At 64.2% G+C, this 13005-nt stretch carries 12 protein-coding genes; 8 read left to right on the top strand and 4 right to left on the bottom strand.

The features are described from left to right. Positions 1 to 65 precede the first annotated feature (65 nt). From J3D60_RS07415 to J3D60_RS07400, 4 genes are all read right to left on the bottom strand, one after another. Entirely contained in the window at positions 66 to 857 is a 792-nt protein-coding gene (locus J3D60_RS07415; protein ID WP_253490686.1) for a MipA/OmpV family protein, read from the bottom strand. Between the two features lie 19 nt (positions 858 to 876). Continuing rightward, a complete protein-coding gene (locus J3D60_RS07410; protein ID WP_253490684.1) occupies positions 877 to 2700 on the bottom strand; it encodes a serine hydrolase in 1824 nt (607 codons plus the stop codon). A 94-nt stretch (positions 2701 to 2794) separates the two neighbouring features. Then, positions 2795 to 3283, bottom strand: a complete 489-nt coding sequence (locus J3D60_RS07405) for a GFA family protein (RefSeq protein WP_253490682.1) — start codon at positions 3281 to 3283, stop codon at positions 2795 to 2797. Between the two features lie 33 nt (positions 3284 to 3316). Then, complete coding sequence (locus tag J3D60_RS07400; protein WP_253490680.1) at positions 3317 to 4207, bottom strand: LysR family transcriptional regulator; 891 nt, start codon at positions 4205 to 4207, stop codon at positions 3317 to 3319. Positions 4208 to 4453: 246 nt separating this feature from the next. Here J3D60_RS07400 and J3D60_RS07395 point away from each other — a divergent pair, with 246 nt between their 5' ends. From J3D60_RS07395 to dctM, 8 genes are all read left to right on the top strand, one after another. After that, on the top strand, positions 4454 to 5272 hold the full coding sequence (locus J3D60_RS07395) for a MaoC family dehydratase N-terminal domain-containing protein (RefSeq protein ID WP_065942126.1): 819 nt from the start codon (positions 4454 to 4456) through the stop codon (positions 5270 to 5272). Between the two features lie 29 nt (positions 5273 to 5301). Next, positions 5302 to 6465 (top strand): acyl-CoA dehydrogenase family protein, encoded by a 1164-nt coding sequence (locus tag J3D60_RS07390; protein ID WP_253490678.1) that lies wholly within the window; start codon positions 5302 to 5304, stop codon positions 6463 to 6465. Positions 6466 to 6475: 10 nt separating this feature from the next. Beyond that, positions 6476 to 7825 (top strand): MmgE/PrpD family protein, encoded by a 1350-nt coding sequence (locus tag J3D60_RS07385; protein WP_253490676.1) that lies wholly within the window; start codon positions 6476 to 6478, stop codon positions 7823 to 7825. Between the two features lie 9 nt (positions 7826 to 7834). Next, positions 7835 to 9028 (top strand): CaiB/BaiF CoA-transferase family protein, encoded by a 1194-nt coding sequence (locus J3D60_RS07380; protein ID WP_253490674.1) that lies wholly within the window; start codon positions 7835 to 7837, stop codon positions 9026 to 9028. Between the two features lie 14 nt (positions 9029 to 9042). Next, the gene (locus J3D60_RS07375; protein ID WP_253490672.1) at positions 9043 to 9855 is read left to right on the top strand and encodes a CoA ester lyase; all 813 of its coding nucleotides are present in this window, start codon (positions 9043 to 9045) and stop codon (positions 9853 to 9855) included. Positions 9856 to 10010: 155 nt separating this feature from the next. Then, positions 10011 to 10994, top strand: coding sequence for a TRAP transporter substrate-binding protein (locus J3D60_RS07370; protein ID WP_253490670.1), 984 nt, complete (start codon positions 10011 to 10013; stop codon positions 10992 to 10994). 49 nt (positions 10995 to 11043) lie between these two features. After that, positions 11044 to 11676 carry a TRAP transporter small permease gene (locus J3D60_RS07365; RefSeq protein ID WP_027608529.1) on the top strand — a complete coding sequence of 211 codons (633 nt, stop codon included), beginning with the start codon at positions 11044 to 11046 and terminating at the stop codon, positions 11674 to 11676. Further along, on the top strand, positions 11676 to 12956 hold the full coding sequence (gene dctM / locus J3D60_RS07360; protein ID WP_065942056.1) for a C4-dicarboxylate TRAP transporter large permease protein DctM: 1281 nt from the start codon (positions 11676 to 11678) through the stop codon (positions 12954 to 12956). Before J3D60_RS07365 ends, dctM begins: the two co-directional genes overlap by 1 nt. Positions 12957 to 13005 lie beyond the last annotated feature (49 nt).

The following is a 13005-nucleotide window of genomic DNA, read 5'->3' as shown; positions in this document are numbered from 1 at the left end:
AACAGTGGGAGGCAAATGTGGGAGGGGGCAAGCCCTCTCCCACATTTTCTGACGGGCTTACCCGGTCAAAAGGTGTATTCCAACACCCCCATCACCGAGGTCTGCAAGCGCCGCTCCACAATCGGGCTCTTGCCGGCGTCATCCGCCAGGTATTGCACATCCAGCAGGGTCGAGAACTGGGTGTGCTCGCCGATCGGCAGGCTCCACACCAGGTTCATGCCATTGCTGATGTTGCCCGCACCGGCCTTGTAGGCCTTGAAGCGACTTTGCGCGGCCTGGCCGGTGGTCACGCCGTACCAGGTCTGCAGGTAATTGCGGTCGCCAAAGTGACTGTTGAGGCTGGCATCGACCGATCCGTAGCGGCCGTCGTAGAGCGTGGTGCCCAGGCTCAGCTCCAGGTGGGTGAACGCCTTGCCGCTGTCTTTGTGGTCATCTTCCTTGAGCGCGTGTTCCAGGGTCGCGCCGGCAATCACCCCACCCAGGTTATAGCTGGCACTCACCCCCACTTGCGGGCGGGCCTTGATCTCGCCCATGCCCTTGAGCCGCTTCGAGCCGGCGTGCAGGCTTTGATTCTTGTCCTTGCGTGAATGGCTGGCACCGATATAGGTGCTGAAGCTCAAGGCGTTGCCTTCATAGCCCCAGCCCAGGCCTTTGTCGGTGTCGAGGAATATCCCCCAGGGGCTGACGACTTTGCCGCCCAGCACCGGCGCGGTCATGCGTTCATCGCTGCCGCTGTAGCGGGGCACGTTGGCCAAGCCGGCCTTGAGGCTGTATTGCCAGTCTTCGGCAATTGCGCGGTCGGCAGCGGCCAGCAGGCACAGTGAGGAGAGCGACAGGTACAGGGGGGTTGAGCGCATAAAGGGTTCCATATGGGGGTTAGAAGGCCAAGGGGTTATGAGGGGAGCGGGTGCGTTTGAAGGCGTAGCCCGAAGCGCTGAGACCGTTGATCTGACGGCTCACCGTATCGCCCAGGCCGTAGCCGTTACCGGCGAGGACGGCATGGGCGTTGTCGATGGGCAGCAGGATGTAGTCGGTCAGCGGTTCGTCGTGCAGTTGGCCGCGGATCACCAGGAAGCCGTCTTCCAGGCGCACGCTGATGCCGCTCAGGGGCGCGTCCGGCTCATGGGTGTTGAGCACTTGATAGGTGCCGATGGTGTCGGCCCAGGCCGAGGGCAAGGGTGGCGGCTCGATGCGCTCACCGATAGCTACGCGCTGGCCGTGGCTGCGGGCGGTGAGCATCTGGCGGCCTTGCACGCTGATCACGTCCAGTTGCACGCGACCCAGTTCGCCGAGGTCCTTGAACCAGAAGCCGAGCATTTTCTTCTGCGCGCGCAACCAGCCATCGTCGTCGCGCAACAATTCGAAGGTGTAGCCGGCCAACTCGCCCGACAGCCGCTGATCGTCATCCTTGATCCGGAACACGCCCCAGGCGGTGGCGTAGAAGCCGGCCAGGCGCCTGCGGTCAATGGCGGCCGGCACGTGGCGCAGTTTCAGGCCGTGGCTGGGCGCCTGGCAGTCGTCGGCGCAGACCGCGTGGCCGGTTTGCGCCTGGAGCAGCAGGCGCAGGGTGTCGGTGGCCAGGCCGGCCACCAGGTCTTCGGCGTTGCTGTCATTGGCCATGATGATCACGGCCAGTTGCTGGTCGGGCAGCAGGCTCAACTGCGCGGCAAAATCGTCGCCGCCACCGCTGTGCTGGTAGGTGCGTATACCGGGGCCGACGGGTTCGTCACCGCAGGGGGCGAGGAACCAGCCCAGGCCCATCTGGCAATCGAAGTCCAGCGCATTGCCGGTGTTCTGCTGGGTGAACATCGCGTCAATCGAAGCGCTGCCCAGCACGCGGTTGCCTTTGTAGACGCCTTGGGCGAACAGCATATGCACGTAATGCGCGAGGTCTTTCGGGCTGGCCCACAGGCCGCTGGCGGCGAGGTCGCGCACCGGGGCATCGGTACTGGCAACGCCGTCCGTATAGCCCAGGGCGCGGAACGCCTGCTGGCTGGCGGTGCCGACAAAACTCGACTGGTTCATTTCCAGCGGCTTGAGCAGGCTGTTTTGCAACTGGGCTTCAAAGCTTTTGCCGCTGCTGCGCTCGATGGCCGCGCCCACCAGGGCATAACCGAGGTTGGAATACGCCACCTGCGAGCCTGGCGGGCTGCTCAGCCAAACCCCCGACACGCGCATCGGCATCTGCCCCATGGCGTAGGTGCTGCGCAGGTCACGCAGGTGTTCACTGGGCAGGCCGGACTGGTGGCTGAGTAAACGCCGCAGGGTGACAGCGCGGTCGGCAGCGGCCTGGTCGTCATGAAAGCGCGAGCGCACGTAAAACTCGCGCAGGGTCTGCTGGATCGGCGCATCCAGCGCCAGCCGTTGTTGTTCCACCAATTGCAGCGCGGCCGTGGCGGTGAGCAGCTTGGAAATGCCACCGGCACGGAACGCGGTGTTGGGCGTGACCGGCACGCCCCGGGCCTTGTCGGCCAGGCCGAAGCCCTGGGCCCAGATCAGCTCCTGGCCATTGACCAGGGCAATCGACAGGCCGGCGATATGCTCTTGGGCGATCGCCCGGGGAATGCGCGCTTGCAGGTAGCGGATGATCGCGCCGTAGTCACCCTTCTGAATGGGCGGCGGTGCCGGCGGCTGCCCATGGCAACCGAGGCTGCCCAGCAGGCAACCCAGCAGCGGAATACCGCGCAATCTGCGAAACATGAGGAGCACCCGAATGGCTGTTTGGATGCTCGAATGCTAGGGAAGGGCCGTCCAACAATCTTTGCGAGCTTTGTCGGGAAACTGTCAAAGACTGTTAACGGCTGAGCCCATGGCGTTCATGCCACTGCGCGATGGATTCTTCGGGGTATGCCTCAAACTGCAGGTCGCCTTTGCGCACGCTGACTTCGACCCACGGCGCCTTCGAGCCCAGCATCAGGTGCGTATGCGCCGGCGGTACTGGCAACGGCGTGTCGATGGCCGAGGCAAACGGGTGGATCAGCTCCGGCCACTCCGGGCTGAACAGCCATAGCGCAGTGCCACACTGCGAACAGAAATGCCGCTCGGCGCTACTCGCATGGGCACGGCTGGCGCCCTCGGGTTTGAGCCGGGCGTGGTAGATCGAAATCTGTTTGCGCCCGCGCACTTGCAAGCTATTGGCATCCCCGGCCAGGTTGATCGCATAACCGCCGCCGCCCTGGGTCTTGCGGCAGATCGAGCAATAGCAACGCTGGTAAGGGTACGGGTGGGCGCTGGTGAGGCTGAACGTCACGGCGCCGCAGTGGCAGGATCCTTCAAGCTGCATGGGAGGTTTCCTCTGGCAAGGTGACTTCTGAGCTTAGGTGCTTTCCGGCATCAACGTGGCAATCAATGCCCGTATGGTGCCGGGCAGTGCCTCAAGCTCCCTGACCAGAATACTGCGCTCGCGAATCGCCCACGGCTCATCCAGCGTCACCGCCACCAGTTGCATGGTGCGGCTGTGCCGTACGGCGGCGGACTCGGGGATGATGCCGATGCCCACGCCCGCTTCGACCATCCGGCAAATCGCCTCGAAACTCGACACCTGGATACGCAGCGACAACTGCTTGCCCAACCGCTCGACGTGTTCACGCAGGAAGCTGAGCAAGGTGCTGCCTTCATGCAGGCCGATATGCTGATAGGCCAGGGTCTGCTCCAGGGTGACCGCGGCTTGATCGGCCAGGGCGTGGCCGACGGGCACCATCAGCACCAGTGTGTCGGTGCTGAAATGCAGCACCTGCAAACCGGCCGCCTCCACGGGGCCGGCGATGATGCCCATGTCACTGGTGCCATCCAGCACGCCGCGCACGATATCGCGGGATAAGCGCTCCTGCAGGTCGACGGTCACGCCAGGGCGCTGGGACAGGAAACCGGCCAGCACCTCCGGAAGGAACTCGGTGACCGCCGTGGTGTTGGCGAAGATGCGGATATGCCCGGCGGAATCCACACCGTATTGGGTGAACTCACTCTTGAGGTAATCCACCTGGCGCATGATCAACCGCGCATGGTGCAGCAGCCGTTCGCCCGCCGGGGTGATCTCTACGCCACGGCTGTCGCGGTACAGCAGGCGCGTGTCGAGCTGGCCTTCCAGCGCCTTGATCCGCGCACTCGCGGCGGCCGGCGAGAGGAACGCGCGCCTGGCGCCCTGGGTCAGGCTGGGGGATTCGGCGATATGGATAAACAGGCGCAGGTCGGCCAGGTCGAAGTGCATGCAAAACTCCAGGCTTGCGAAGACCTGTGGCGAGGGCGCTTGCTCCCGTTGGGGCGCGAAGCGGCCGCAAAAAACCAGGCCTGCTGCGCAGTCCAGCGGGAGCAAGCGCCCTCGCCACAAACGGTACGGGTTGGAATGCGGCGTTCAGCATAACCGAACGCTGGTTTATTGAAATGCAAATTCTCAGAACGGGCCCGTGCTTGCATGATCCGGGGCAGACACTCACTGCCCGAGGACCTGTACCCGATGAGCGCCACTGACTGGATCGGCCGAAGCGAAACCGCCCACGACCACCTGAGCCATAACCTGCTCAAACGCATTGCCGCCACCTTTGGCGAAGCCGTCCCCGAGCAGGGCGCGGACCTGCCGCCGCTGTGGCAGTGGTGCTTCTTCCAGGACCCGCTGCCGGAAAGTGCCCTGGGCGGCGACGGCCACCCGGCCCGTGGCGGCTTCCTGCCGCCGGCGGATAACCGCAACCGCATGTGGGCGGGCGGGCGTATCGAGTTCCTGCACCCGCTGCGGGCCGGCGAAGCGGCGACCCGTGTGTCGACCATCACCCAGGTCGAAGAAAAGACCGGCCGCAGCGGCTCGCTGTTGTTTGTCACCGTGCGCCACGACTATGCCCAGGACGGTCGCCTGGCGATCCGCGAAGAACAGGACATCGTCTACCGCGAGCCGACGCCGCCCAAGCCGGGCAGCGGCGAGGCCCCGGCCCAGGGTGAGTGGCAGGAAACCATCGACCCCACGCCGACCCTGCTGTTTCGCTACAGCGCCGTGACCTTCAACGGTCACCGCATTCACTACGACTACCCCTATGTCACCGGCACCGAAGGCTACGCCGGGCTGGTGGTGCATGGCCCGCTGATCGCGACCTTGAGCCTGCGCTCGTTTTGCCGCGCCCATCCCGAAGCCAGCGTGCGCCGCTTTGCCTATCGCGGCGTGCGCCCGTTGATTGCGCCGCAGCCGTTCGACGTGGGCGGTCGCATCAGTGAAACCGGAGTGGCGGCGTTGTGGGCCGGGAATACCGATGGCCTGGCGCAAACCGCTGAAGTGCATTTCGAATAAGCCAAGAACAACAGGCGGAGAGCCGTGAGATGAACCCGAATGACAACGAAGCACTCAATGCCATCCGCGACGGCGTGCGCGCCTTGTGCGCCGCATTCGACGCGGCCTACTGGCGCCGGATCGACGAAGAAAAGGGCTTCCCCGAAGCCTTCGTCAAGGCGCTGACCGACGCCGGCTGGCTGTCGGCGATGATTCCCGAGGAGTACGGCGGCTCCGGCCTGGGCCTGGCCGAAGCCTCGGTGATCCTCGAGGAGGTGAACCGCTGCGGCGGTAACTCCGGCACCGTGCACGGGCAGATGTACAACATGTTCACCCTGTTGCGTCACGGCAGCGAGGCGCAAAAACGCTTCTACCTGCCCAAGCTCGCCAGTGGCGAATTGCGCCTGCAATCCATGGCGGTCACCGAGCCCACCACCGGCACCGACACCACCAAGATCAAGACCACCGCGATCAAGCGTGGCGACAAATACGTGATCAACGGCCAGAAAGTCTGGATCTCGCGGGTGCAGCATTCCGACCTGATGATCCTGCTGGCGCGCACCACACCGTTGGCCGAGGTGAAGAAAAAGTCCGAAGGCATGTCGATCTTCCTGGTCGATCTGCGTGAGGCCATCGGCAACGGCCTGACCGTGCAGCCCATCGCGAACATGGTCAACCACGAGACCAATGAGTTGTTCTTCGACAACCTTGAACTGCCCCTCGATGGCTTGATCGGCGAAGAGGGCAAGGGCTTCAAATACATCCTCGACGGCCTCAATGCCGAACGCACCCTGATCGCTGCCGAATGCATCGGCGACGGCCGCTGGTTTATCGACAAGGCCAGCGCCTACGCCCGCGACCGCGTGGTGTTCGGCCGGCCCATCGGGCAGAACCAGGGCGTGCAGTTTCCGATTGCCGAAGCCCATATCGAAGTCGAGGCGGCCGACCTGATGCGCTGGCGCGCCTGTGCGGAATACGACAGCGGCGTGAATGTCGGCGCCAGCGCGAACATGGCCAAGTACCTGGCGGCCAAGGCGTCCTGGGAAGCGGCCAATGCCTGCCTGCAGACCCACGGCGGCTTTGGCTTTGCCTGTGAGTACGACGTCGAGCGCAAATTCCGCGAGACGCGCCTGTACCAGGTGGCGCCGATCTCCACCAACCTGATCCTGTCCTACGTGGCCGAGCACCTGCTCGAGCTGCCACGCAGTTTCTGAGGGCCTGCCCATGAGCCATACCCAAGCCCTGTGTCGGTTCCTGGCCGAGCTGACCTACGAGCAATTGCCCGAACCCGTGCTGGCGCGCACCGAAGACCTGTTCCTGGATTGGCTGGCGTCCGCGTTGGCCAGCCAGGGCGCGCACCCGATCCCGTTGTTCGAGCGCTATGCGCAGAAGATGGGCCCCAGCAGCGGCCCGGCCCAGGTGATCGTCAATGGCACCGGCAGCAGCGCGTATTTCGCCGCGCTGGTCAACGGCGCCTCGTCCCACCTGGTGGAGCAGGATGACCTGCACAACAGCTCGGTGCTGCACCCGGCCACCGTGGTGTTTCCCGCTGCCTTGGCCGCCGCCCAGGACCTCGGTAAATCCGGCCGGGACTTGTTGCTGGCCTCGGTAGCCGGTTATGAAGCCGGAATCCGCATCGGCGAATTCATGGGGCGCTCCCACTACCGCATCTTCCACACCACGGCCACGGTGGGCACCCTGGCGGCGGCCGTGGCGGTGGGCAAGTTGCTGGATTTCAATCAGGACCAGTTCATCCATCTGCTCGGCAGCGCCGGCACCCAGGCCGCCGGGCTGTGGGAGTTCCTGCGCGATGCCGCCGACTCCAAGCAACTGCACACGGCCAAGGCGGCCGCGGACGGTTTGCTCGCCGCGTACCTGACGGCGGATGGCTTGACCGGTGCGCGCAATATCCTCGAAGGCGACCAGGGCCTGGCGGCGGGCATGTCCACGGATGCCGAACCGAGCAAATTGTCGGCTGGCCTTGGTAGCCGTTGGGCGCTGCTGGAGACCTCGTTCAAGTTCCATGCGTCGTGCCGCCATACCCATCCGGCCGCCGATGCGTTGCTGGCGTTGATGAAACGCGAAGGTCTGGAGGCCGTCGATATCGCCCGTGTGGAAACCCGTGTGCACCAAGGCGCCATCGATGTACTGGGGCGGGTAAGCGTGCCGGCCAGCGTGCATCAGGCCAAGTTCTCCATGGGCACCGTGCTGGGGTTGATCGCCGTGCATGGCAAGGCCGGGCTCACCGAGTTCCATGAGTACGCGTTGACCGATCCCGCCGTCGCCGCCTTTCGCGACAGGGTCAGCATGACCCTCGACCCCGAGGTCGATGGCGCCTACCCGCAGCGCTGGCTCGGCCGCGTCACCGTCACCACGGTTGACGGCCGCACCCTGCACGGTGCCATCGACGAGCCCAAGGGCGACCCGGGCAACACCCTGAGCCGTGCAGAGCTGGCGGATAAATTCCAGCGCCTCGCCCGGTTCAGTCACGCCTGCACACCGGCCCAGGCCGACACATTGATCGCCAAGGTCTGGGATGTGCGCAACGCCGCGTCCATGGCCCACTGGCTCTGAGGAACTGTCATGACTGACCCACGACCGCTGGACGGCATCACCGTTGTCAGCCTGGAACACGCGATCGCCGCGCCCTTTTGCACCCGTCAACTGGCCGACCTCGGCGCCCGCGTGATCAAGATCGAACGCCCCGGTGCCGGTGACTTCGCCCGTGGCTACGACGAGCGCGTGCGTGGCCTGGCCTCGCATTTCGTGTGGACCAACCGCTCCAAGGAAAGCCTCACCCTGGACCTCAAGCAGGACGAAGCCGACGCCATCCTCGACAGCCTGCTGGCGGAGGCCGATGTGCTGGTGCAGAACCTTGCACCGGGCGCGGCGGCGCGTATGGGCCTGTCGTTCGAGGCGCTGCATGCACGCTTTCCACGGCTGATCGTCTGCGACATTTCCGGCTACGGCGAAGGCGGGCCCTACGAGAAAAAGAAAGCCTATGACCTGCTGATCCAGAGCGAGGGCGGCTTTCTCTCGGTGACCGGTGGCCCGGGTGACGAGCAGATGGCCAAGGCCGGTTGCTCCATCGCCGACATCTCCGCTGGCATGTACGCCTACAGCGGCATCCTTTCCGCACTGCTGCTGCGCGGCAAGACGGGGCAGGGCAGCCGCATCGACGTGAGCATGCTCGAAAGCCTGGTGGAATGGATGGGCTACCCGATGTACTACGCCTTCGACGGTGCGCCGCCGCCGCCGCGTGCCGGCGCGGCGCATTCGACCATCTACCCCTACGGGCCGTTTCCCACCGGTGACGGCGGCACGGTGATGCTCGGTTTGCAGAATGAGCGCGAATGGGCAGCGTTCTGCGACAAGGTGCTGCTCACGCCTGGGCTGGCGACGGATGAGCGCTTCGGCGCCAACTTCAAGCGCTCGGCCAACCGCGAGGCGCTGCGCCAGATCATCGTCGACAGCTTTGCCCAACTGGATGCCGAGGCCGTGATCCAGCGCCTGGAGGACGCGCAGATCGCCAGCGCCCGCGTCAACGATATGCAAGGCGTGTGGGACCACCCGCAGCTCAAGGCCCGCGACAGTTGGCGTGAAGTCGCAAGCCCTGCCGGGCCGTTGCCGTCGCTGTTGCCGCCGGCGCGCAACGGGGCGTTTACCCCGCGCATGGACGCTGTACCGGCGCTGGGGCAGCACAGTCAGGGCATCCTCGAGCAGCTCGGTTACTCCGGCGATGCCATCGACAGCCTGCGTGCGCGCGGCGTTATCTAATAAGGAAGTCCGTTATGCCAAATCCTCTTGTGCGCTCTGCGCTGTTTGTTCCCGGCAGCCGACCGGAACGCTTTGCCAAGGCGCTGGCCAGTGGCGCCGACGCCGTGATCGTGGATTTCGAAGACGCGGTGGAAGAGCCGCTCAAGCGCCAGGCGCGGGATAACCTCGCAGCGTTTCTGCAAGCTCATCCGCAGGCCCGGGTGTGGGTGCGCATCAACGCGCCGGAACATGCCGGGCATTTCGACGATGTGGCGTTCTGCAAAGCCTACGCCAACGTGGCGGGTGTACTCCTGCCGAAAGTGGAAAGCGCGGCCCAGGTGGCGGTGGTCGCCACGGCGGGCAAGCTGATCTGGCCGATTATCGAAAGCGCCCGCGGCTTGCTGGCGCTGGCCGACATCGCCCGGGCGCCGCAGGTCGAACGTCTGTCATTCGGCGGCCTGGACCTGGCACTGGACCTCAACCTGAGCAGCAACTCCCCGGCCGCGCAGTTCGCCCTCGACCAGGCACGCCTGGCGCTGATCGTGCACTCCCGCGCGGCTGGCCTGGTGGCGCCACTGGATGGCGTGCACCCGGCCATCGACGACCCCGACGGCCTGCGCCGTTCGATCCGGCATGCCTATGAAATGGGCTTTGCCGGCGCGTTGTGTATCCATCCCAGGCAGGTGGCGGTGATCCATGAAGCGTTGGCGCCCAGCGCCGCAGACCTGGCCTGGGCGCAGCGGGTGGTGGACGCCGGGGCGCATGGGGCGGGGGCTTATCAGATTGATGGGCAGATGGTGGATGCGCCGGTCTTGTTGCGGGCGCAGCGGTTGCTCGCACAGTCATAGCTGACGGAACTGAATCAAAGGTGGGAGGGGGAACTGCATTTTTCTTGAGGTTGGTGTTCGGCGTGGCCGAACGCAGGTATCAAAAATTCGAAATTCACTACACGCGTCATATCAGGCACCTTGCCCTACAACACAACAATAAGAAGGTGATTTCCATGCTCAAGCTTTCTCGGGCGCTGTTCTGCGCCGCCACCTTGTTTGCCGCAGGCCTGGCCCAGGCGGCGGACCCGATCGTGATCAAGTTCGCCCACGTGGTCGCTGAAAACACCCCCAAGGGCCAGGGCGCGTTGCTGTTCAAGAAGCTCGCCGAAGAGCGCTTGCCGGGCAAGGTCAAGGTCGAGGTGTACCCCAACTCGTCACTGTTCGGTGACGGCAAGGAAATGGAAGCCCTGCTGCTGGGCGACGTGCAGATGCTGGCGCCGTCCCTGGCCAAGTTCGAGCAATACACCCGGCAAGTGCAGATCTATGACCTGCCGTTCCTGTTCAACGACCTGGCCGCCGTCGACCGCTTCCAGGCCGCCGAGGGCAAGCAACTGCTGACCTCGATGCAGAACAAGAACATCCTCGGCCTGGCTTATTGGCACAACGGCCTCAAGCAACTCTCCGCCAACAAGGCGCTGCATGAACCCAAGGACGCCCGTGGCCTGAAATTCCGTGTGCAGGCCTCCAGCGTGCTGGAGGAGCAGTTCAAGGCGATCCGCGCCAACCCGCGCAAGATGAGCTTTGCCGAGGTGTACCAGGGCTTGCAGACCGGCACCGTGAATGGCACCGAGAACACCTGGTCGAACTATGAAAGCCAGAAGGTCAACGAAGTGCAGAAGTACTTCACCGAATCCAACCATGGCCTGATCGACTACATGGTCATCACCAATGCCACGTTCTGGAACGGCCTGCCGCCCGACATCCGCAGCACCCTGGAGCAGGTCATGGTCGAGGTCACCGTCGAGGTGAACAAACAGGCCGAAGCCCTGAACCAGTCGGCCAGGCAGAAGATCGTCGAGGCCAGGACCAGCGAAATCATCGAGCTGACCCCCGAGCAACGCCAGTTGTGGCGCGACGCGATGCGCCCGGTATGGCAGAAGTTCGAAGGCGAGATCGGGGCTGATCTGATCAAGGCGGCGGATTCCGCCAACCAGTAAAGGCCGGTTTCCGCCCTGACATCTCATTTTGCTTTCGCGAGGTTTTGCCATGCAAACGCTAAGGCGCGTCTGGGAGCACCTGGAGGAAGGCTTTATTGCCTTCCTGCTGGCGGCCATGACCCTGGTGACATTCGTCTACGTCATGCTCAACAACATCTACACGCTGTTCTTTGCCCTGGCCGACAAGTGGGCCTTCAGCAGCAACTTCTTCAGCGCCCTGGGCGACGGCACCATGACCTGGGCCCAGGACATGACCTGGAGCGTTGCGCTGACCAAGGCCATGTTCGGCTGGCTGATTTTCTTCGGCATTTCCTATGGGGTGCGCACCGCCGGGCACCTGGGGGTGGACGCGCTGGTCAAGCTGACCCGGCGTCCGGTGCAGCGCGTGCTGGGCATGCTCGCCTGCCTGTGTTGCCTGGCCTATGCCGGGCTGTTCATGGTCGCCAGCTACAAGTGGGTCAGCGCGGTGATGACCGCCCATATCGGCGCCGAAGACCTCGATAAGTTCGGCATCGACGTGGGTGACATCGTGATCATCGTGCCCATCGGTTTTGCCCTGGTGTTTATCCGCTACCTGGAAATTTTCTACCGCATCTTTACCCGTCGTCAGGTCGGGTTGGGGCTGGCCGACGAGGCCGGTGAGGCCAGCAAGTTGGCCGGCAGCCATGGGGAGCGTCACTGATGGCCGTGCTCTGTCTGTTCCTGCTGTTGTTCGTGTTCATGTTCCTCGGCGTGCCGATTGCCATCGCGCTGGGTTTGTCGGGCGCGGTGTCGATCCTGATGTTCAGCCCGGACTCGGTCAGTTCCCTGGCGATCAAGCTGTTCGAAACCTCCGACGCCTATACCTTCCTGGCGATCCCGTTCTTCCTGCTCTCTGGTGCGTTCATGACCACCGGCGGCGTGGCGCAGCGGCTGATCGACTTTGCCAACGCCTGTGTCGGGCATATCCGTGGCGGCCTGGCGATTGCGGCGGTGCTGGCATGCATGCTGTTTGCGGCGCTGTCCGGCTCATCCCCGGCGACGGTGGCGGCGGTGGGTTCGATTGCGGTGGCGGGCATGGTGCGCTCCGGTTATCCGAAGGAATTCGGCGCGGGGATCATCTGCAACGCTGGCACCCTGGGCATCCTGATTCCGCCGTCGATCGTGATGGTGGTGTACTCGGCGGCGACGGAAACCTCGGTGGGCAAGCTGTTCATGGCCGGGGTGATCCCGGGCTTGCTGCTGGGCCTGATGCTGATGGTGGCGATCTACATTGTCGCGCGCATTAAGAAGCTGCCGGCCCAGCCACGGGCGACGTTTCGTGAGTGGCTGGGCTGTGCGCGCCGCGCGTTCTGGGGCCTGTTGTTGCTGGTGATAATCCTCGGCGGCATCTACAGCGGCATGTTCACCCCCACCGAAGCGGCGGCGGTGGCGGCGGTGTACTCGGCGTTCGTGGCGTTGTTCGTCTACAAGGACATGAAGCTGCGCGACTGCCCCAAGGTGCTGCTGGAGTCCGGGCGCCTGGCGATCATGCTGATGTTTATCATCGCCAATGCCATGCTCTTCGCCCATGTGCTGACCACCGAGCAGATCCCTCAGGAAATCACCGCCTGGGTGCTGTCCGAGGGCCTGACGCCGATTGGCTTTTTGATCATGGTCAACGTGGTACTGCTGATCGCCGGCAGTTTCATGGAGCCTTCGGCCATCGTGCTGATCCTGGCGCCGATCTTCTTCCCGATCGCCATGAAGCTGGGCATCGACCCGATTCACCTGGGCATCGTGATGGTGGTCAATATGGAAATCGGCCTGGTGCACCCACCGGTGGGGCTGAACCTGTTCGTGACCTCGGCGGTGACCGGGTTGACGCTGGGGCAGACTATTCGTGCGGCGTTGCCGTGGCTGATGATCCTGTTGGTGTTCCTGATCATGGTCACGTACTTGCCGTTTATCTCGCTGGCCTTGCCGCATTGGCTGGGGATGTAGCGCGGGTCAATAGGTGGGAGGGGGCCAGTCGAATCGTCGCACCGGCCCC

Origin of the sequence: Pseudomonas sp. S3E17 (genome assembly GCF_024168685.1) — a bacterium.
Lineage (GTDB): Bacteria > Pseudomonadota > Gammaproteobacteria > Pseudomonadales > Pseudomonadaceae > Aquipseudomonas > Aquipseudomonas marginalis.
Note: the sequence above shows the minus strand (reverse complement) of the source record. Positions and strands in the feature narration are given on the sequence as shown.

Excerpts from the sequence above, each read along its gene's own strand:
- J3D60_RS07415 (WP_253490686.1), bottom strand. The coding sequence starts at position 857 with ATGCGCTCAACCCCCCTGTACCTGTCGCTCTCCTCACTGTGCCTGCTG.
- J3D60_RS07410 (WP_253490684.1), bottom strand. The coding sequence starts at position 2,700 with ATGTTTCGCAGATTGCGCGGTATTCCGCTGCTGGGTTGCCTGCTGGGC.
- J3D60_RS07405 (WP_253490682.1), bottom strand. The coding sequence starts at position 3,283 with ATGCAGCTTGAAGGATCCTGCCACTGCGGCGCCGTGACGTTCAGCCTC.
- J3D60_RS07400 (WP_253490680.1), bottom strand. The coding sequence starts at position 4,207 with ATGCACTTCGACCTGGCCGACCTGCGCCTGTTTATCCATATCGCCGAA.
- J3D60_RS07395 (WP_065942126.1), top strand. The coding sequence starts at position 4,454 with ATGAGCGCCACTGACTGGATCGGCCGAAGCGAAACCGCCCACGACCAC.
- J3D60_RS07390 (WP_253490678.1), top strand. The coding sequence starts at position 5,302 with ATGAACCCGAATGACAACGAAGCACTCAATGCCATCCGCGACGGCGTG.
- J3D60_RS07385 (WP_253490676.1), top strand. The coding sequence starts at position 6,476 with ATGAGCCATACCCAAGCCCTGTGTCGGTTCCTGGCCGAGCTGACCTAC.
- J3D60_RS07380 (WP_253490674.1), top strand. The coding sequence starts at position 7,835 with ATGACTGACCCACGACCGCTGGACGGCATCACCGTTGTCAGCCTGGAA.
- J3D60_RS07375 (WP_253490672.1), top strand. The coding sequence starts at position 9,043 with ATGCCAAATCCTCTTGTGCGCTCTGCGCTGTTTGTTCCCGGCAGCCGA.
- J3D60_RS07370 (WP_253490670.1), top strand. The coding sequence starts at position 10,011 with ATGCTCAAGCTTTCTCGGGCGCTGTTCTGCGCCGCCACCTTGTTTGCC.
- J3D60_RS07365 (WP_027608529.1), top strand. The coding sequence starts at position 11,044 with ATGCAAACGCTAAGGCGCGTCTGGGAGCACCTGGAGGAAGGCTTTATT.
- dctM (WP_065942056.1), top strand. The coding sequence starts at position 11,676 with ATGGCCGTGCTCTGTCTGTTCCTGCTGTTGTTCGTGTTCATGTTCCTC.